General features: G+C 69.1%; 18 protein-coding genes. 10 read left to right on the top strand and 8 right to left on the bottom strand.

From position 1 onward, the window contains the following. The first annotated feature begins 33 nt into the window (after positions 1–33). Genes AC1Q87_RS04725 through panB form a run of 4 tightly spaced genes read left to right on the top strand, consistent with a single transcriptional unit; the run spans position 34 to position 2,217 of the window. Entirely contained in the window at positions 34–405 is a 372-nt protein-coding gene (locus AC1Q87_RS04725; RefSeq protein ID WP_492607816.1) for a DUF6249 domain-containing protein, read from the top strand. 27 nt (positions 406–432) lie between these two features. Further along, positions 433–1,014, top strand: a complete 582-nt coding sequence (locus AC1Q87_RS04720) for an RNA polymerase sigma factor (protein WP_492607815.1) — start codon at positions 433–435, stop codon at positions 1,012–1,014. Further along, positions 1,007–1,387: a hypothetical protein gene (locus tag AC1Q87_RS04715; protein WP_436061596.1), complete on the top strand. Its 381-nt coding sequence runs from the start codon at positions 1,007–1,009 to the stop codon at positions 1,385–1,387. The genes AC1Q87_RS04720 and AC1Q87_RS04715 overlap by 8 nt, the downstream gene beginning before the upstream one ends. Before the next feature lie 2 nt (positions 1,388–1,389). After that, on the top strand, positions 1,390–2,217 hold the full coding sequence (panB, locus tag AC1Q87_RS04710) for a 3-methyl-2-oxobutanoate hydroxymethyltransferase (RefSeq protein ID WP_492607814.1): 828 nt from the start codon (positions 1,390–1,392) through the stop codon (positions 2,215–2,217). On the opposite strand, the gene AC1Q87_RS04705 is transcribed toward panB, so the two are convergent. Next, positions 2,214–2,474 carry a helix-turn-helix domain-containing protein gene (locus AC1Q87_RS04705; protein WP_492607813.1) on the bottom strand — a complete coding sequence of 87 codons (261 nt, stop codon included), beginning with the start codon at positions 2,472–2,474 and terminating at the stop codon, positions 2,214–2,216. The genes panB and AC1Q87_RS04705 overlap by 4 nt on opposite strands. 304 nt (positions 2,475–2,778) lie before the next feature. Here AC1Q87_RS04705 and AC1Q87_RS04700 point away from each other — a divergent pair, with 304 nt between their 5' ends. From AC1Q87_RS04700 to der, 5 genes are all read left to right on the top strand, one after another. Then, positions 2,779–4,041 carry a dicarboxylate/amino acid:cation symporter gene (locus AC1Q87_RS04700; protein ID WP_492607812.1) on the top strand — a complete coding sequence of 421 codons (1,263 nt, stop codon included), beginning with the start codon at positions 2,779–2,781 and terminating at the stop codon, positions 4,039–4,041. Further along, positions 4,038–4,727, top strand: coding sequence for a TetR/AcrR family transcriptional regulator (locus AC1Q87_RS04695; protein WP_492607811.1), 690 nt, complete (start codon positions 4,038–4,040; stop codon positions 4,725–4,727). Before AC1Q87_RS04700 ends, AC1Q87_RS04695 begins: the two co-directional genes overlap by 4 nt. Before the next feature lie 100 nt (positions 4,728–4,827). Further along, positions 4,828–5,619, top strand: a complete 792-nt coding sequence (locus AC1Q87_RS04690) for a tetratricopeptide repeat protein (protein WP_492607810.1) — start codon at positions 4,828–4,830, stop codon at positions 5,617–5,619. Continuing rightward, the gene (locus AC1Q87_RS04685) at positions 5,616–7,007 is read left to right on the top strand and encodes a PQQ-like beta-propeller repeat protein (RefSeq protein WP_436061590.1); all 1,392 of its coding nucleotides are present in this window, start codon (positions 5,616–5,618) and stop codon (positions 7,005–7,007) included. The genes AC1Q87_RS04690 and AC1Q87_RS04685 overlap by 4 nt, the downstream gene beginning before the upstream one ends. 16 nt (positions 7,008–7,023) lie before the next feature. Further along, positions 7,024–8,664, top strand: coding sequence for a ribosome biogenesis GTPase Der (gene der, locus AC1Q87_RS04680; RefSeq protein WP_492607809.1), 1,641 nt, complete (start codon positions 7,024–7,026; stop codon positions 8,662–8,664). Here the strand turns inward: der and AC1Q87_RS04675 are convergent. The 5 genes from AC1Q87_RS04675 to radA are packed head-to-tail and all read right to left on the bottom strand — an operon-like array spanning position 8,612 to position 13,916. Next, complete coding sequence (locus AC1Q87_RS04675) at positions 8,612–9,361, bottom strand: SDR family NAD(P)-dependent oxidoreductase (protein WP_492607808.1); 750 nt, start codon at positions 9,359–9,361, stop codon at positions 8,612–8,614. The two genes, der and AC1Q87_RS04675, sit on opposite strands and share 53 nt — an antisense overlap. Beyond that, positions 9,354–10,376, bottom strand: a complete 1,023-nt coding sequence (locus AC1Q87_RS04670) for a bile acid:sodium symporter family protein (protein ID WP_492607807.1) — start codon at positions 10,374–10,376, stop codon at positions 9,354–9,356. The genes AC1Q87_RS04675 and AC1Q87_RS04670 overlap by 8 nt, the downstream gene beginning before the upstream one ends. Before the next feature lie 53 nt (positions 10,377–10,429). Further along, positions 10,430–11,923 carry an amidophosphoribosyltransferase gene (gene purF, locus AC1Q87_RS04665; RefSeq protein ID WP_492607806.1) on the bottom strand — a complete coding sequence of 498 codons (1,494 nt, stop codon included), beginning with the start codon at positions 11,921–11,923 and terminating at the stop codon, positions 10,430–10,432. Continuing rightward, the gene (locus tag AC1Q87_RS04660; RefSeq protein WP_492607805.1) at positions 11,920–12,543 is read right to left on the bottom strand and encodes a CvpA family protein; all 624 of its coding nucleotides are present in this window, start codon (positions 12,541–12,543) and stop codon (positions 11,920–11,922) included. Before AC1Q87_RS04660 ends, purF begins: the two co-directional genes overlap by 4 nt. 5 nt (positions 12,544–12,548) lie before the next feature. After that, a complete protein-coding gene (gene radA / locus AC1Q87_RS04655; protein WP_492607804.1) occupies positions 12,549–13,916 on the bottom strand; it encodes a DNA repair protein RadA in 1,368 nt (455 codons plus the stop codon). Between the two features lie 148 nt (positions 13,917–14,064). Here radA and AC1Q87_RS04650 point away from each other — a divergent pair, with 148 nt between their 5' ends. Next, positions 14,065–15,237: a Yip1 family protein gene (locus AC1Q87_RS04650; RefSeq protein WP_492607803.1), complete on the top strand. Its 1,173-nt coding sequence runs from the start codon at positions 14,065–14,067 to the stop codon at positions 15,235–15,237. Here the strand turns inward: AC1Q87_RS04650 and alr are convergent. Beyond that, positions 15,234–16,325 carry an alanine racemase gene (gene alr, locus AC1Q87_RS04645; RefSeq protein WP_492607802.1) on the bottom strand — a complete coding sequence of 364 codons (1,092 nt, stop codon included), beginning with the start codon at positions 16,323–16,325 and terminating at the stop codon, positions 15,234–15,236. The two genes, AC1Q87_RS04650 and alr, sit on opposite strands and share 4 nt — an antisense overlap. Before the next feature lie 79 nt (positions 16,326–16,404). Then, on the bottom strand, positions 16,405–17,895 hold the full coding sequence (locus AC1Q87_RS04640) for a replicative DNA helicase (RefSeq protein WP_492607801.1): 1,491 nt from the start codon (positions 17,893–17,895) through the stop codon (positions 16,405–16,407). Between the last annotated feature and the right edge of the window lie 126 nt (positions 17,896–18,021).

The raw sequence follows: 18,021 nt of genomic DNA, 5'->3' as shown, positions 1-18,021 counted from the left end.
TGAGCCACCCGCACTGAGAGAAGGAAGAGCACAATGGAAGGCATCCTGGTCCCACTAGGGTTCTTCGCAATGGTCGCCGCGATCGTCATCGTGCCGCGATATCTGAAGAGCCAGGAGCGTCAGAAGCTTCAGGAGACGCTGCGCGCGTCGATCGAGAAGGGTGCCGAGCTGCCGCCCGAGGTCGTTCAGGCGTTGACCAGCGACGTGAAGGCGGCGCCCTCGCCCTATCGCGATCTGCGCGCCGGGATCATCTGGCTGGGCGTGGCGGTTGGATTTGCGGCGCTGGGGGCGGCGGTGTCGTTCGAGGAGCCGGACGCGCTGTACCCGATGCTGGGCGTGGCGGCGTTCCCGGGCTTCATCGGCCTGGCGCTGATCGCGCTATCGTTCATCTCCCGCGGCAAGTAGCCGGCGAAGGGGAGGGGAAAGCCCCTGATGTCGGGCTCTCAAAACAACAGGCTGACAAGCGCCCACGACGTGGAGCTGGCCGCGCTGGCCGCGGCGGGCGACCGCGCGGCGTTCGGCGAGTTGGTCCGCCGGCACGGCTCGGCGGTGCGCGGCCTGCTGCGCCGGATGGGCGCGCCGCCGGCCGAGGCGGACGACGTGGCGCAGGACGCGTTCCTGACCGCCTTCGAACGGGTCGGCGAGTTCCGCGGGCAGGGCACGTTCGTCGCCTGGGTCCGCAAGATCGCGGCGCGGGCCTATCTGCGCCGGCTGCAGCGTGAGCGGAAGATCGCGGCGCTGACCGCGGCGGACGATGCCGAGGACGTCGCCGCGACGCCCGACGCCGCCGGCCGCATGGACCTGGACGACGCCTTGCGGGGGCTGGGCGCGGCGGAGCGGATCTGCGTGTCGATGTGCTACGGCGCGGGATTGTCGCACGCGGAAGCCGCCGACGCCTTGAATCTGCCGCTTGGAACGGTCAAGTCGCATGTCAAACGTGGTCTGGAGAAGCTCAGAGCGCGACTGGCGCCGGCCGACGGCGCTCCGCTTGAAGGGAGGCGCGGGAATGGCTGAGCTCGAATTCGAGCGGCGTCTTGAACGCCTCTTCGCCGAACCGCCGGCCTTCTCGGACGAGAAGGCCTTCGCCGTGTCGGTGGAGCGCAAACTGAACCGAGGCTGGAACATCCGGCGCTGGATCATCGGCGCGGCGGGCTTGGCCGGCGGCGTCATCGGCGCGAGCCAGCTGATCATGTCCAACTTCGTCCATCAGGTGGAGAACGCGTCGGAAGGATCCACGCGCCTGCTCCAAGCCGGGGTGCAGCAATTGGCCCCGCGCTCGGATCTGCTGGCAGCGCTGCCGGCGGGCTCATCCGTGGTATGGATCGCCAGCGGAATGGCGGTGCTCGCCATCGGCTTCGTGGTGACCCGAGTGTTCGAGGAGTTCTAGCCATGTCGGCTCAGCGTCAGGAAACCGTTCGGCGGATCGCCGCCCCAGATATCGCCGCGCGCAAGGGCGGGGTGCCCGTGGTGTGCCTCACCGCCTACACCGCCCCGATGGCCGAGCTGCTGGACGAGCACTGCGACCTGCTGCTGGTCGGCGACTCGCTGGGCATGGTCGTGCACGGCTTGCCCAACACGGTCGGCGTGACGCTGGAGATGATGATCCTGCACGGCCAGGCGGTCATGCGGACGTCGAAGCGGGCGATGGTGGTCGTCGACATGCCGTTCGGCTCCTACGAGGGCTCGCCCGAAGTCGCCTACGCCAATGCGGCGCGGGTGATGAAGGAGACCGGCGCCCAGGCGATCAAGGTCGAGAGCGGTCCCACCGTCGTCGAGACCATCGACTATCTGGTCAAGCGCGGCATTCCGGTGATGGGCCACGTCGGCCTGCGCCCGCAGGCGGTGCACGTCGACGGCGGCTTCAAGGCCAAGGGCAAGGGCGGCGACGAGCGGGCCCGCATCCTGCAGGAGGCCAAGGCCACCGCCGAGGCCGGCGCCTTCGCGGTCGTGGTCGAGGGCGTGGCCGAGGGCCTGGCTCGCGAGATCACCGAGGCGATCTCGGTCCCGACCATCGGCATCGGCGCCTCGGCCGGCTGCGACGGCCAGATCCTGGTCACCGACGACATGCTCGGCCTGTTCGACTGGACCCCGAAGTTCGTGCGTCGCTACGGCGACCTGCGCGGGGAGATCAGCAAGGCGGTCGCCGGCTATGCCGACGACGTCCGCGCCCGCCGCTTCCCGGGACCGGCCGAGATCTACTTCGCCAAGGCCGGCTAGAGCCGCCTCAGACCCGACACGTCCAGCCCCGGTTCGAACAGGATCCGGGGCGAGACGTGCAGCGCGGTGATCAGCGCGTGCATCTGCGTCGAGGGCAGGCGCAATCGGCCGTGCTCGGCCATCGACAGCTGCGCATGCGGAATTCTCGCCCGGTCGGCGAGATCGTCCAGCGCCAGGCCCCTGGCCTCGCGGACGGCTTTCAGTCTCCGGCCGACGGCTTCGAGGTCCGCGCTGACCGGAGGCAGCGATATGATCATCGCCGGTCCTCCCTGATGGGTGGAGCTTAGGACCAATCAGGCGGCCGGCCCAATCAACTTATCCTATTGAATAGATAGATGGTTTCAATGCTGCGGCGCCGTTCTGTCGCGGCATGCCTGGCCGGAATGGTGCGTTATGGCGAGGCTTTGAACTGTCGCAAAAACAATTCGCTACGTTCGAATGCTAATGTGAAGCGCATTGCGGGCGACTGACGCCGAACGGACAGGCGATGTGTGCTTGCGTCCTCGCAGCAATGCGAAATCCGGTTTCGCGGGCGCCCGAACGCGCTCTAGTTTCAGGCCGATGGCCAAGCTTCTGAACGTGATCCGGGCGGCCGGCGCCCAGACGACCGTGCGTATCCTGCTCGCGCTGGTGGCCGGCCTGATGGTCGGCGCCGCGCTGGCCGAGCATCCTTCGATCGACAAGATCATCGCCGTCGCCGATCCGATCGGCGGGCTGTGGCTCGACGCCCTGCGCATGACCATCGTGCCGCTGGTGTTCTCGCTGCTGGTGGTCGGCGTGTCCTCGGCGGCCGGCACCGCGGCGGCGGGCGGCACGGCGGCGCGGGCGCTGGGGCTGTTCGGCGCGCTGCTGCTGACCAGCGCGCTGTTCTCGGCGCTGGCGGTGTCGGGCGTGCTGGCGGCGTGGCCGGCGCCGCAGGCGGCGGTCGCCGGGCTGCGCGAGGCGGCGGGCCATTCGGCCCAGAAGGTGCCGGACTTCCCGACCATGGGCGCGTGGCTGCGCGCCTTCATCCCGACCAACCCGATCGAGGCCGCGGCCGAGACCAACATGGCGCCGCTGGTGGTGTTCGCACTGCTGTTCGGGCTGGCGCTGACCCGGATCCGCACCGAGCTGCGCAGCGGACTGACGAACGTCTTCCAGGCTGTGATGGACACCATGCTGGTGCTGGTCCAGTGGGTGCTGCTGGTCGCGCCGATCGGGGTGTTCGCGCTGGCGCTGATCGTCGGGGCCAAGGCCGGGTTCGGCGCGGCCGGGGCGCTCGGCCACTACATTCTGATCCTGTCGGGGGTCTGCATCTCCGTGGGGCTGCTGTCCTATCTGCTCGCCCTGGCCGCCGGCGTGCCGCTGCTGGCCTTCGCGCGGGCGGCGGCCCCGGCCCAGGCGGTGGCGTTCTCGACCCAGTCCTCGATCGCCTCGCTGCCCGCGATGATCGCCGGCACGCGCCAGCTGGGCGCGTCCGAGGCCAGCATCGGCGTCGTGCTGCCGCTGGCGGTGTCATTGTTCCGGATCACCAGCCCGGCGGCGAACCTCGGCGTGGCCATCTATTGCGCACATGTCTTCGGCGTGCCGCTGAATGCGGCCTTGCTGGCGGCCGGGATCGGCGTGGCCGCGGTGATCAGCCTGGCCTCGGTGGGGCTGCCCGGCCAGATCACCTTCTTCACGACCACCGGGCCGATCTGCCTGATCATGGGCGTGCCGCTGGAGCTGCTGCCGATCCTGCTGGCGGTGGAGACCATTCCGGACATCTTCCGCACCGTCGGCAACGTGACCGCAGACATGGCGGTGACCTGCCTGGCCAAGGGCGTCGAAGGGGGCGCCAAGTGACCCGGGCGGTGAAGCCGGCGGCGCCGGCGCGCGGGCGGCGCAAGAAGGGCGAGGGGCCCGATCTGCGCAAGGCGATCCTCGACGGCGCCGAGCAGCTGTTCGCCGCGCATGGCTTCTATGGCGTGACGACCCGTCAGGTGGCGGCTGAAGCAGGCGTCGATACGGCGCTGATCCACTACTACTTCGGGGCCAAGCGCGACCTGTTCGACGCGGTGTTCGCGCGGCGCGCCGAGATTCTCAATGCGGTCCGAGTCGAGGCCATGGCGGCGTACGAGGCGCAGAGCGGCGGCGCGATGACCCCGCGCGGCGTCGTCGCGGCGTTCATCGAGCCGTTGATCGAGATGTCGCTGACCGGCGAGCCCGGCTGGAAGAACTATTTCCGGCTGGTGGCGCTGGTGAACAACACCCCGGCCTGGGGCGGCGAAACGATGCACCACTATTTCGATCCCGTGGTCCACCAGTTCATCGACACCCTGCGCCGGGTGATGCCGCAGGCGCAGCTGCCGGATCTCTACTGGGGCTACCAGTTCCTGACCGGGTCGATGATGTTGGCGCTGTCGGAGACGGGCCGGATCGATCAGCTGTCGGAGGGGCTGTGCCGCTCGACGGATCTGGCGGCCGTGCGCGCGCGGCTGTTCGACTATTGCGCGGCCGGCTTCGAAGCGATCGTCGCGCCGCGGCCCTGAGCGCGGCCTGCGGCGACGGTCCGCCGTTGCAGCCGCGCGCCCACCGCTATAGGTTCCGCCGCTCTGAACACTAACGCCTATTCGCGCGGAGTCCCCCGACGTGGTCGATGTCTTTGATGAAGTCGAGGAGCAGCTTCGCTCCGAGCGCTACAAGTCGATTGCCCTGAGGGTCCTGCCGATTCTCGGCGGCGTGCTGGTGGTGGCGCTGGTCGCCGCCCTGGCGGTCTGGGGCTATCAGCATTTCCGCAGCCAGGCGGCGGCCGAAGCGTCCGAAAAGTACGCGCAGGCGATCGAGGCGTTCAACGCTGGGCGCCGCGACGACGCGATCCGGCTGTGGGGCGAGGTGGGGCAGGGCTCCTCCAAGGCCTACAAGTCGCTGGCCCTGCAGCACCTGGGCGGCCTGAAGATCGCCGACAACAAGACCGCCGAGGCGGTGAAGCTGTTCGACGAGGCCGCCGAAGCCGCGCCGAACAACATCATCGGCGACGCCGCCCGCCTCAAATCCGCCTTCGCCTTGCTCGACACGGCTCCCTACAAGGATATGGAGGCGCGCCTGACGCCGCTCACCGAAGAAGGCCGTCCCTACCGCGCCGAGGCGCGCGAGGCGTTGGCTTTTTCCAAGCTGATGGCCGGCGACCTGGCCGGCGCGCGCAGCGACTTCACGGTGATCGGTCTGATGGCCGACGCCGGAGAGGCGTCGCGCCAGCGTGCGGAAGCGGCCAAGGCCCTGATCGATTCCGGCTCGGCCAAGGCCCTGCCGGCGACCGTGAAGGCCGCCATGGCCCTGCCGCCGCCGGTGCAACTGCCGCCCGGCGCCGTCCCGCCGGGGCTCGCGCCCCAGGGCGCCCCGCAACAGGCCGCCCCGCAACAGTCCGCCCCCGGAGCCCAATGACGTCCATGCGCCGTACCAGCCTCCTCGCTCTGTTCCTGGCGGCGAGCGTCGCCGTGACCGGCTGCTCGACCGTCAATCGGCTCAATCCGTTCAATAAGGGCGATGAAGGCCCGCAGGAAACCGCTTCCGAGGGCGAACGCATCGCCATCGTCGCGGCCGACCAGACCCTGGAAGTCGCCGAGGCCCTGAAGGGCGCCGACTTCTTCCTGCCGACTCCGGAAGTGAACACCAGCTGGTCGCTGCCGGGCGGGTCGCCCGAGCAGTCGATGGGCCATGTCGAGGCCGGCGGCAGCCTGTCGATCGCCTGGAAGCGCGGCTTCGGCGCCGGTTCCGATCGCGGCGCGCACGTGACCGCCACCCCGGTCGCGGCCAACGGCAAGATCTATGTCATGGACGGCGAAGCGTCGGTCTCGGCGTTCGACGCCCAGTCGGGCGCGCAGCTGTGGCGCACCAACCTTCGTCCCGATTCCAAGCGCGACAAGGAAGCCTTCGGCGGCGGCCTGGCCCTGGCCGACGGGAAGCTCTACGTGACTTCGGGCTATCGTTTCGCGGCCCAACTCAACGCCGACACCGGCGCCGTGACCTGGCGCACCAGCACCGAGCAGCCGATCCACGCGGCCCCGACCGTGTCGGGCGGCCGGGTGTTCACGGTCGCTGTCGACAATACCCTGCTGACCTTCGATGCGGCGACCGGCGCGACCGGCTGGACCTACCAGGCGCTGTCGGAATCGGCGCGGATCCTGGCCGCCTCCAGCCCGGCGGTGTCGGGCGACACGGTCGTGGCCTCGTTCGGCTCCGGCGAACTGGTGGCGCTGCGGGCGGGCAACGGCAACGACCTCTGGAACGAAGCGCTGAGCCGCGCGAACCGCAATAACGCGCTGTCGGAAATCCGCGACATCCCGGGCCGTCCGGTGATCTATCAGGGCGACGTGTTCGCGGTCAGCCACTCGGGCGTGTTCGCCGCGACCGACCTGCGCTCGGGCCAGGCGCGCTGGAGCCTGCCGGTGACCGGCATCACCTCGCCGTGGCCGGCGGGCGACGTCGTCTACGTGGTCTCCAAGGCCGGCGAAGTGATCTGCGTGGCGCGCGAGAGCGGTCAGATCTACTGGATCACCGACCTGGGCAAGGACCGCGAGTCGAACGGCGGCGGCTTCATGGGCATCGGCAAGAAGAAGTTCACGACGCGGCCGATCTGGTCGAGCCCGCTGCTGGCCTCCAACAAGCTGATCGTGGCCGGCTCGACGGGCGAACTGGTCGCGCTCAACGCCAAGACCGGCGCCGTCGAGAACACGGTGAACCTCGGTTCGCCGACCCTCATCAGCCCGATCGCCGTCGCTGGCACGGTGTATGTTGCGACCGACAAGGCGCAACTGATCGCGCTGCGCTAAGCGGAACCTGATCTAGATGCCTATGCGGCTCGCTATCGTCGGACGGCCCAATGTCGGCAAGTCGACATTGTTCAACCGACTGGCGGGTAAGAAGCTCGCCATCGTCGACGACCAGCCCGGCGTCACTCGCGACCGGAAGTTCGCGCTTGGCCGGATTGGCGACATCGACCTGGAGCTCATCGACACCGCCGGCTTCGAGGACGTCACCGACGACAGCCTCGAATCGCGCATGCGCCAGCAGACCGTGACCGCCATCGAGGAGGCGGACGTCGCGCTGTTCGTCGTCGACGCCCGCGAAGGCGTGACGCCGATGGACGAGGTGTTCGCCGAGCTGCTGCGCAAGCACGACAAGCCGGTGATCCTGGCCGCCAACAAGGCCGAGAGCAAAGCGTCGGAAATCGGCGTCAACGAGGCCTTCGGCCTGGGCCTCGGCGAGCCGGTGGCGATCTCGGCCGAGCATGGCGAAGGCATGGCCGACCTCTATCAGGCGCTGCTGGCGGTCTGGCCTGAGGTCGACGACGAGCACGAGGACGAGGACGGCGAAAAGCCGATCCGTATCGCCATCGTCGGCCGCCCGAACGCCGGCAAGTCGACCCTGGTCAACAAGATGATCGGCGAAGACCGCCTGCTGACCGGTCCCGAAGCCGGGATCACGCGCGACGCCATTCCGGTCGACTGGACTTGGGAAGGCCGCCCGGTGCGGCTGGTCGACACCGCCGGCCTGCGCCGCAAGGCCAAGGTCCAGGAGAAGCTCGAGAAGCTGTCCACCGGCGACACCATCCGCGCGATCACCTTCGCCGAGGTGGTGATCCTGGTGATGGACGCGACGCACCCGTTCGAGATCCAGGACCTGCAGATCGCCGACCTCGTCGAGCGCGAGGGACGCGGCTTGGTCTACTGCCTGACCAAGTGGGACCTGATCGAGGACCAGGGCGCGACCCTGAAGGCGCTGACCGAGGAGGCGGGCCGGCTGCTGCCGCAGCTGCGCGGTTCGCCGGTCGTGGCGCTGTCGGCGGAGACCGGACGGCACCTGGACCGGCTGATGCCGGCGGTGTTCAAGGTGCACGGCGACTGGTCGACCAAGGTGAAGACCCGCGACCTGAACGACTGGTTGAAGATGGCGCTTGAGCGGCACCCGCCGCCCGCCGTCGGCGGCCGCCGCGTGAAGCCGAAGTACATGGCGCAGATCAAGGCGCGCCCGCCGACCTTCGTGCTGTTCGCGAGCCGGGCCGACCAGCTGCCGGACCACTATCGCCGCTATCTGATCAACTCGCTGCGCGAGAGCTTCGAGATGCCCGGCGTGCCGATGCGGCTGACGGTCAAGTCGAACAAGAACCCCTATGCCGAGGGCGAGGAGAAGGGCGGGCCGGCGCCGAAGTCGTCGGTGCCGACGTTTGCGCCCAAGCTGGGCAAGAAGGTGGTGACGCCGAAGGGCGTGGCGGCTGTGCGCGCCAAGGCGGCGGGCGCGGCTGCGGCGGTCGAGGTCGTCGACAAGCCGAAGCCCAAGGTGAAGCCGAAGACCAAGCAGGTGGCGCCCGGCAAGGCGAAAGTCGGCGCGGGCCCCACGCCGAAGGGCCGCGCCGCCAAGCTGAACCGCCCCGGCGTCAAGCCGAAGCGAGCGTCCCGGCCGACTTCCACTCGTCGAAGCAAACATTAGCCTTGGGCAGGCCCAGCTGGGCCTGCGCCAATTCCACGATCAGCGGACCGATCTCCGACGGGTGCGGCAGATCCATCGGGTCTTCGCCGGGCATGGCCTCGGCGCGCATCTTGGTGCGCATGGCGCCCGGATCGATCAGCGCCGCTCGGACGGACGTGTTCTCCAGCTCGTCGGCCCAGGTGCGCACCAGGTGCTCGACAGCGGCCTTGGTCGCCCCGTACGCGCCCCAGAACGCCTTCGGGCGCTCGACGCGGCCGGACGTGAAGAACAGGCCGCGACCGGCGTCGGACTCGCGCAGCAGACGTTCGGTCGAACGGATCAGACGATAGGTCGCCGTCAGGTTGGCGCTGACCACGCGGTCCCAGATCGGCGGGTCGATGTGCGAGACCGGCGTCAGGCCGCCGAGGATCGCGGCGGCGTGCACCAGGATGTCCAGGCGCTGGAAGCGCTGGTGGATGGCCAGGCCCAGGCCGTCGATGTCGTCGCCCTTCAACAGGTCGAGCGGCACCAGGGTGGCCGGCTTGCCTGTGGCTTCCTTGATCTCGTCGTCGAGCGATTCCAGCGCGCCTTGGTTGCGTCCGACCGCGATGACGTGAGCGCCGGCCTTGGCGAGCGCCAGGGCGCACTCACGGCCGATGCCGCGGGTCGCGCCGGTGACCAGGGCGATGCGACCGTCGAGGGGAAGGGACTCAGTCATGACTTGGCTCTTGAAGCGGACGTTGGGCGTAGCGCTGCGCCAGCACGGCGCAGAGCATGAGTTGGAACTGGTGGTACAGCATCACCGGCAGAAGCACGAACCCTACCGTGGCGGCCGGGAACAGCACGCCGGCCATCGGCACGCCGGCCGCCAGGCTCTTGTTGCAGCCGGCGAAGGCGATGGCGATCTCGTCTTCCTTGGGGAAGCCGCGCACGCGCGCGATCCAGATCATGAAGCCCAGCGAGATCGCCAGCAGCGCGATGCAGACCAGGATGATGCGGGCGAGGTCAAAGGCCGAGACCTTCGACCAGATGCCGGCGACCACCGCGCCTGAAAAGGCGTTGTAGACCACCAGCAGGATCGAGAACTTGTCGACCAGGCCCAGCGGCTTGGCGTGGCGCGTGATCCAGCCGCCGATCCAGCGACGCAGGATCTGGCCGGCCAGGAACGGGGCCAGCAGCTGCAGCAGAATGGCTTCAAAGGACGACAGCGAGAGGCCGCCGCCCTCGGCGCCCAGCAACAGCCCGACCAGCAGCGGGGTGATGAACATGCCCAGCAGGTTGGAGACCGAGGCCCCGCAGACCGCGGCGGCGACGTTGCCCTTGCCGATGGCGGTGAAGCCGATCGCCGACTGGATGGTCGAGGGCAGGCAGGCCAGATAGATCAGGCCGGGAGCGAGGGCCGCGGGCACGATCCAGCCTGGCAGGGCCGAAGCGCCGAGACCGAGCAGCGGCCAGAGGACGAACGTGGTCGCCAGCACCAAGCCGTGCAGGCGCCAGTGCAGCAGGCCCTTGATCACCGCCTCTTGGCTGAGCTTGGCGCCGTGCAGGAAGAAGACCAGCGCGATCCCGGCCTTGGTGAGGTCCGAGACGACGGGAGCGGCGGCGCCGCGCGCCGGCAGGATGGAGGCGAGCACCACCATCCCGACGATCGCGGCGATGTACCAATCCAGGCCGAGGGACTTCAGCCGGCCCTGGAGGCTGGCGCGCGCAACGGCGCCCTTGGCGTCAGTCACGCCTCAACCCTTTGCGTAGGAGCCTTTCCCGGAGGAAAGGCTGCAGTCGCCGCTCACGCGTCGACCAGGAACGACAGCTGACGGTCGGCGCCGTCGTTGCGTCCCTCGGCGATCTCGCGATCCAGCAGGCGGGTCGGATAGTCGCCGGTGAAGTAGTGGTCGGTGAACTGCGGGTTGGCAGGGTCGCGCGGGGCGGCCTGCATGGCCTCGTAGAGCCCCTCGACCGACAGGTAGCCCATCGAGTCGACGTCGAGGATCTTGGCGATCTCTTCGACCGACTTGTTGGCCGCCAGCAGGTGCTCGCGGTCGGGCATGTCGATGCCGTAGTAGTCAGGCCACTTGATCGGCGGCGAGGCCGAGCGCAGGTGGACCTCGGCGGCGCCGGCCTCGCGGACCATGCGCACGACGCGGACCGAATTGGTGCCGCGGACGATCGAGTCGTCGATCAGCATCACCCGCTTGCCGGCCAGGACGTTGCGGTTCGGCGAGAGCTTCATGCGCACGCCCAGCTCGCGGGCGCCCTGGGTCGGCTGGATGAAGGTCCGGCCGACATAGTGGTTGCGGATGATGCCCATTTCGAAGGGCACGCCGGTTTCCTGGGAGTAGCCGAGCGCGGCGGGCACGCCGGAGTCCGGCACCGGCACGACGACGTCGACCGGAACGTGGCTTTCCTGGGCCAGGCGACGGCCCATGCGCTTGCGCACGTCGTAGACCGAGCGGCCGTTCACGACCGAGTCCGGACGGGCGAAGTAGACGTATTCGAAGATGCAGGGACGCGCGCGGGCCGCCGGGAACGGCTTCATGCTGCGGATGCCCTTGTGGTCGATGACCACCATCTCGCCGTGCTCGACGTCGCGGACGAACTTGGCGCCGATCATGTCGAGGGCGCAGGTCTCGGAGGCCAGCACCGGCTTGCCGTCAAGGTCGCCGAGCACCAGCGGGCGGATGCCCAGCGGGTCGCGGACGCCGATCAGCTTCTTGTTGGTCAGGGCGACGAGGGCGTAGCCGCCTTCGATCTTGGAGAGCGCGTCGACGAAGCGTTCGACGAACTTGGCCTTCCGCGAGCGGGCCAGGAGGTGAAGGATCACTTCCGAGTCCGAGGTCGACTGGAAGATCGCGCCCTCGGCGACCAGCTGCTCGCGCAGGGTCAGGAAGTTGGTCAGGTTGCCGTTGTGGGCCAGGGCGACGCCGCCGGCCTCGAGGTCGGCGAACATCGGCTGGACGTTGCGGATGAAGCTGCCGCCGGCCGTGGAATAGCGGGTGTGGCCGATGGCCGAGTGCCCGGGCAGCCGATCGACCAGGTCCGGGCCGGCGAAGGCGTCGCCGACATGGCCCATATGGCGCTCAGTATGGAAGCGCTGGCCATCGAAGACCGCGATGCCGCAGGCCTCCTGGCCGCGGTGTTGGAGGGCGTGCAGACCCAGCGCGGTGACGGCCGCCGCGGCGGCGGTGTCGTAGACGCCGAACACGCCGCACTCGAGGCGCGGGGTATCGTCGTCAGGATCGCGAAAGGTCGGCTGGCGCCATCGATCTTGATCCTGAGTCATCGGGATTTCTCCACCAGATCGTCGAGCCTGCGTCGTTCGCGCGGGTCATAGCCTTGGGCGTCCGCAGAGTCACCCCGGTCCGTCGCCGAACCTTCACGAACTGCGTCTCCAATCGAAGGCGCAAGTTTACCAGCCATGTCTAAGCCCTTGGGCGCGAAGGCCTTTAGCGCTTTGGCCGCCGCGCTGGTCAGAGGATAAAACGCCGCACCTGTCATCCATCCCGGAACCCGGTCCGGCGGAGTCGCCGCCTGGAAGGCCAAAAGCATGGCTCCCAGGACCACGAGCGCGCGCACGAGGCCGAATCCAAGACCGATGGTGCGGTCCAGAACGCCCAGTACATGGGTGCTGTGCACGCCGCGCACCATGGCCCCGCCGGTGATGCGCAATGTCGCATAGACCACGACGAAGGCCGCGAGCCCGGCGACCACCGCTCCGGCCCAGGGCGGGTCCTCCAGCAGGCTGCGGCCGATGGGGGCGGTCCAGCGCAGGCCGAACACCGCGATGACGGCGGCCAGCACGAAGGAGAGTGCGCGCACCATCTCGCGGGTCGCGCCGCTGAAAAAGCCGACGGCGGCCGAGATCAGCATGATCGCCAGGACGATGATGTCGAACCAGGGCAATCCGGCTACTCCCACTGACATTCGCCGATGCGCCGGATGGCGTCGGCCAGCCGGGGCGCGCCGATGGCCTTCATGGCGTCGCCGCCGTCGAGTCCTTGCGGCCCAAGCACGCGCTTGAAGCCGAGCTTGGCGGCTTCCTTCATCCGGGAATCCATGCGGCTGACCGAGCGGATGTCTCCTGACAGGCCGATCTCGCCGAAGACGACGCAGTCCTGGGGCAAGGCCTCGTCGAGCGCCGAGGAGGCGAGGGCGGCGGCGGCGGCGAGGTCGGCGGCCGGTTCGGTGACCCGCAGCCCGCCGGCCACGTTTAGATAGACGTCGCGGTCGCCGAGCGAGAGGCCGCAGCGGGCCTCCAGCACCGCCAGCACCATGGCCAGGCGTCCGGAGTCCCAGCCGACGACCGCGCGGCGCGGCGTGCCGTAGGCCGACGGCGCGACCAGGGCCTGGAACTCGACCAGCACCGGGCGCGAGCCCTCGATGCCGGCGAACACCGCCGCCCCCGCCGCCCGTTCGCCGGAGGTGTCGAGGAACAGGGCCGAGGGATTGCGCACCTCGCCGAGGCCGGCGTCGCCCATCTCGAAGACGCCGATCTCGTCGGTGGCGCCGAAGCGGTTCTTGGTCCCGCGCAGGATACGGAACGGATAGCCGCGCTCGCCTTCGAAGGTCAGCACCGCGTCGACCATGTGCTCGACCACGCGGGGGCCGGCGATCGCGCCGTCCTTGGTGACGTGGCCGACGAGGATCATGGCCACGGACTGCTTCTTGGCCAGGCGAACCAGTTCGCCGGCGGCCGCGCGGACCTGGGTGACCGAACCGGGCGCGGCCTCGTGGGCGTCGCTCCACATGGTCTGGATGGAGTCGATGACGACAAGGTCGAACTTCTCGCGCTTGAGACTGTCGAGGATGTCGCGCAGCGAGGTCTCGGCGGCGAGCCGCACCGGCGCGTCGGCCAGGCCCATGCGCTGGGCGCGGCCGCGAACCTGCTCGATCGCCTCTTCGCCGGAGATGTAGGCGCAGCGCACGCCGCGACGCGCGGCGTTGGCGGCGACCTGCAGCAGCAGGGTCGACTTGCCGACGCCGGGATCGCCGCCGAGCAGGATGGCCGAGCCCGGCACGACGCCGCCGCCGCAGACACGGTCGAACTCGTCGACGCCGGTCGAGATGCGGGGCGGGGCGGGGACCTCGTCTTCCAGGCCCTGGAAGTTGATGCCGCGCGCGCGGCTGGCCTTGCTGGGCGCCAGGGCTCCCGGCGGACGGCTCTGGACTTCTTCGGCCAGGGTGTTCCAGGCGCTGCAGGCGGGGCACTGGCCGGCCCACTTGCTCTGCACCGCGCCGCAGGACTGGCAGACATAGACGGCGCCGTCGCGGGCCATGCGAACTCCGTGATTCGTAACAAATGCGCAGTCTAGCGAGGCTCGCGGTTCAAGTCCGTCGCCCCGAAGTTGGCGTCCGTCGCACGGCATGAGATAGATTCGCGTTACGCGAGTAGGGCGATGGGTTTTCCAAGGGCTGGAGGCGTAGATGAGCGCAGTTGAACCGGGGGCCGCGACGTCGGGCCTGGTCGAGCGAGTTAAGTCGATCCTGTTGAAGCCGGGCGCGACCTGGGACGTGATCGACACCGAACCGGCGACGACCGGCGGTCTTTTCAAGAACTACGCGGCCATCCTGGCGCTGATCCCGGCGATCTGCGGCCTGATCGGCGGGGCGGTGATCGGCGGCGCGTTCGGGATCAAGACCCCGATCCTGTTCGGAGTGGTCGGCGCGATCGTCGGTTATGTACTGAACCTGGCCATGGTCTTCGTCATGGGCCTGATCATCGACGGACTGGCGCCGTCGTTCGACGGCCAGAAGAACCAGGTGCAGGCGATGAAAGTCGCCGTTTATGCGAGCACCGCCGGCTGGATCGCCGGCGTGTTCGCGCTGATCCCGATGCTCGGGCTGCTGGGGTTGCTGGGCTCGCTGTACGGCCTCTACCTTCTCTATCTCGGCCTGCCGAAGCTGATGAAGGCGCCGCAGGAGAAGGCGTTCGGCTACACCGCCGTGGCGGTCGTGGTGGCCATCGTCCTGTCGATCGTGATCACCGCGGTGATGGGCGTGGTCGGCGGACTCGGCATGGCCGGGATGGGTGCGGCCGGCGCGCTCAGCTCCAACACCGTTCAGATCGGCGACAAGTCTGTGGACCTCGGCAAGCTCGAGGAGGCCTCCAAGCAGATGGAGGCGGCCGCTAAGCAGATCGAGAGCGGCGAGGCGCCCGAGGCGGTGCAACCCGACGTCCTGAAAGCCTACCTGCCCGAGGGAGTCGCCGGATACGCGCGGACTGAACTGACTACGGGGTCGGGGGGCGCGGCGGGCGTCGCCGGGTCGCAGGCCGAGGGCGTCTACACCAAGGGCGACGCCAAGATCCGGCTCAGCGTCACCGACCTGGGCGCGGCCGGGGCCCTGGCCGGGATGGCCAGCGCCTTCAACATGCAGTCGTCCAGCGAGTCGAACGGCAAGTACGAGAAGATCGGCAAGGTCGACGGGCGCATGACGCAGGAGTCCTACGACAAGGCCAGCAAGCACGGGCAATACAGCGTGCTGGTCGGCGATCGCTTCATGGTCGCCGCCGAAGGCGAGGGGGCCAGCGTCGATGATCTGAAGTCGGCGGTGGCGGCGGTCGGTCCGGCCAAGCTGGAAGCCCTGTCGAAGGGCTAGAGCGCGCCGAGATAGACCCGCTCCGCCCGGCCGCCGAGGCGCACGAGGCATTCGTGCGCCACGGTGCCGGCGGCGGTCGCGATGTCGTCGATCAGCACGTTCGGGCCCAGCAGCTCCACATAGTCGCCGATCGCGGCCGGCGACGGCCCGAGATCGACGCCGATCAGGTCCATGGTCACGATCAGGACGTCCCGCCGCGCGCCGGCGTACCAGGCATAGCCGCCGCGCTGCGAGGCGCGGATGACGCCGTCGGCGTAGCCGGCGCCGACCACGGCCATGCGGATCGGGCGATCGGCGACCAGGCGCGAGCCGTAGCCGACGATTTCGCCGGGCAGGATGTTCCGGATGTAGAGGATCTTGGCTTCGAGCCGGGCCACCGCCTTGAGCCGCGGATCCGGCCGCTCCTCCGGTCCGCCGCCGTAGAGGCTGATCCCGGGCCGGATGATGTCGGCGCGGTAGTCAGGGCCGAGCATGATGCCCGCCGAGGCCGCAAAGCTGGCGCGGGCGTCCGGGAACAGCGGCCGCACCTGGTTGAAGCGCTCAAGCTGCAACGCATTGCGGGCGTCGGCGGGATCGGTCGCCGAGCCGAGGTGGCTCATCAGCACCTGGACGTCGAGGTGGCGCAGCCGGTCGGGCGAGGCGGCGAGCGCCCGGGCATCTTCCAGCGTGACGCCCTGGCGGTTCATGCCGGTGTCGACCTGAAGCACGATCGGCAGCCGCCCGACCGTGGCGGCGTAGGCGTTGGCGGCTTCGATCTGGGGCAGGCTTTCGAGCACCGGGGTCAGGTCGGACGCCGCCAGCCGCGGTCCGTCGCCGGGCAGGAAGCCATCGAGGACGTAGATCGCCGCCGGACGTTGGGGACCCAATTCGGCCCGCAGCGCCACGCCTTCCGACAGCCTTGCGACGTAGAAGGCGCGCGCGCCTTCCGCCCACAGCCGGCGGCCCACCGGCCCGGCGCCCAGGCCATAGCCGTCCGCCTTGATCACCGGCGCAGCGTCGGCGCCCGGTGCGGCGTCGCGCAGGACGGCGAAGTTGTGCGCGAGCGCGTCGAGGTCGATGGTCAGGCGCGCGGGAGTGGAGGAAGACATCGCCTGTCCCATAGCCGAGGCGGGCAGGCGGCGCGAGGCCAAGCCTATTCCGATCGGTGAAGAGGGCTTGCCCGACGGTTTAGTCGTCGGAGGTGTAGAAGTGACTGTGCGCCAGGTTGCCGAACTTGGTGATGTCTTCGTTGAACGACAGCTTCACGGTGCCGATCGGGCCGTGACGCTGCTTGGCGATGATCACGTCGGCGGTGCCGCGGACCTTGTCCATCTCTTCCTGCCAGGTCAGGTGCTCGGGCGTGCCTTCGCGCGGCTCGGAACGGCCGAGGTAGTAGCTCTCGCGGTAGATGAACATGACCATGTCGGCGTCCTGTTCGATCGAGCCCGATTCCCGCAGGTCGGAGAGCTGAGGACGCTTGTCCTCCCGGTTTTCCACCTGACGCGAGAGCTGCGAGAGCGCGATGACCGGCACCGCCAGTTCCTTGGCCAAGGCCTTCATCGACTGGGTGATCATCGAGACTTCCTGCACCCGGTTGTCGCTCTTGCCGTCGCCGCCGGTGACCAGCTGCAAGTAGTCGATGACGATCAGGTCGAGCCCGTGGGTCCGCTTAAGACGGCGGGCGCGGGCGGCCAGCTTGGCGATGGTGATGCCGCCGGTGGCGTCGATGAACAGCGGCGCGTCCTGGATCTCCAGCGCTGCGTCGCGGATCCGGCCGAATTCCAGGGCGTCGATCTCGCCCTTGCGGAGCTTGTCGCCGGAGACGCCGGACACTTCGGCGAGCAGACGCATGGCCAGCTGGTCGGCGGACATTTCGAGCGAGAAGAACGCCACAACGCCGCCGGAGACGGTCTTCTTGGTGCCGTCGGGCTGGGGCTCCCAGGCGTAGTGGCGGGCGACGTCGAAGGCGACGTTACAGGCCAGCGAGGTCTTTCCCATCGACGGACGAGCCGCAAGGATCAGCAGGTCGGAGGGGTGCAGGCCGCCGATCTTGCGGTCCAGGTCGGCCAGGCCGGTCGAGATCCCGGCCAGGCCGCCGTCGCGGGCGTGGGCCTCGGCCGCCAGGGTGACGGCGCCGTGAACGGCTTCGGAGAACGGGACGAAGCCCTGATTGTTGCCGCCGGCTTCGGCCAGGGTGAACAGCTGGGCTTCAGCGGCCTCGATCTGGTCGCGGGCGGATCGGTCGGCGTCGCCCTGCTGGGCGGTGAGGGCGATCTCCCCGCCGATGCGGATCAGGTCGCGGCGCAGAGCCAGGTCGTAGATGGCGCGCGAGTAGTCCGGGGCGTTGGCGGCCGGCGGAGCGCGATCGACGAGATCGGCGAGGTAGCGGATGCCGCCCAGCTCCTCGAACGCAGGGTCACGGTTGAACTGCTCGGCCAGCAGGATCGGCTCGGCCAGCTGGCCCTTGCGGACCGCGGATTCGAGCGAGGTGAACAGCCGCTGGTGGAACGGTTCGTAGAAGTGGCGGGCCTGCAGGAAGTCGCCGAGCCGCTCGAAGGCGGCGTTGTCGTACAGCAGGACGCCGAGCAGGGCCTGTTCGGCCTCGATGTTCGCCGGCGCATGCGGGATCGCGGCGTCGTTCTGGGCGGGGCGGAGATCGAGGGCTGGGACGATGGACATCGGTTTACAGATACCTAACCCGGAGGGGGGCGGTCTGCGCCGATGTCAGGGGAACCCACAGGAGAAATGTCGCCCCTGTGGATAGCTCGTGAACGACAGCGGCGCAGGGCTGGATAGCCCTGCGCC

Source organism: Phenylobacterium sp. GW823-FHT02A09 (assembly GCF_058797775.1).
This window is presented reverse-complemented; position numbering and strand designations above follow the sequence as displayed.

What these genes read in the sequence shown, in the direction of transcription:
- AC1Q87_RS04725 (WP_492607816.1), top strand. Translation starts at nt 34, where the DNA reads ATGGAAGGCATCCTGGTCCCACTAGGGTTCTTCGCAATGGTCGCCGCG.
- AC1Q87_RS04720 (WP_492607815.1), top strand. Translation starts at nt 433, where the DNA reads ATGTCGGGCTCTCAAAACAACAGGCTGACAAGCGCCCACGACGTGGAG.
- AC1Q87_RS04715 (WP_436061596.1), top strand. Translation starts at nt 1,007, where the DNA reads ATGGCTGAGCTCGAATTCGAGCGGCGTCTTGAACGCCTCTTCGCCGAA.
- panB (WP_492607814.1), top strand. Translation starts at nt 1,390, where the DNA reads ATGTCGGCTCAGCGTCAGGAAACCGTTCGGCGGATCGCCGCCCCAGAT.
- AC1Q87_RS04705 (WP_492607813.1), bottom strand. Translation starts at nt 2,474, where the DNA reads ATGATCATATCGCTGCCTCCGGTCAGCGCGGACCTCGAAGCCGTCGGC.
- AC1Q87_RS04700 (WP_492607812.1), top strand. Translation starts at nt 2,779, where the DNA reads ATGGCCAAGCTTCTGAACGTGATCCGGGCGGCCGGCGCCCAGACGACC.
- AC1Q87_RS04685 (WP_436061590.1), top strand. Translation starts at nt 5,616, where the DNA reads ATGACGTCCATGCGCCGTACCAGCCTCCTCGCTCTGTTCCTGGCGGCG.
- der (WP_492607809.1), top strand. Translation starts at nt 7,024, where the DNA reads ATGCCTATGCGGCTCGCTATCGTCGGACGGCCCAATGTCGGCAAGTCG.
- AC1Q87_RS04675 (WP_492607808.1), bottom strand. Translation starts at nt 9,361, where the DNA reads ATGACTGAGTCCCTTCCCCTCGACGGTCGCATCGCCCTGGTCACCGGC.
- purF (WP_492607806.1), bottom strand. Translation starts at nt 11,923, where the DNA reads ATGACTCAGGATCAAGATCGATGGCGCCAGCCGACCTTTCGCGATCCT.
- radA (WP_492607804.1), bottom strand. Translation starts at nt 13,916, where the DNA reads ATGGCCCGCGACGGCGCCGTCTATGTCTGCCAGTCCTGCGGCGCGGTG.
- AC1Q87_RS04650 (WP_492607803.1), top strand. Translation starts at nt 14,065, where the DNA reads ATGAGCGCAGTTGAACCGGGGGCCGCGACGTCGGGCCTGGTCGAGCGA.
- alr (WP_492607802.1), bottom strand. Translation starts at nt 16,325, where the DNA reads ATGTCTTCCTCCACTCCCGCGCGCCTGACCATCGACCTCGACGCGCTC.
- AC1Q87_RS04640 (WP_492607801.1), bottom strand. Translation starts at nt 17,895, where the DNA reads ATGTCCATCGTCCCAGCCCTCGATCTCCGCCCCGCCCAGAACGACGCC.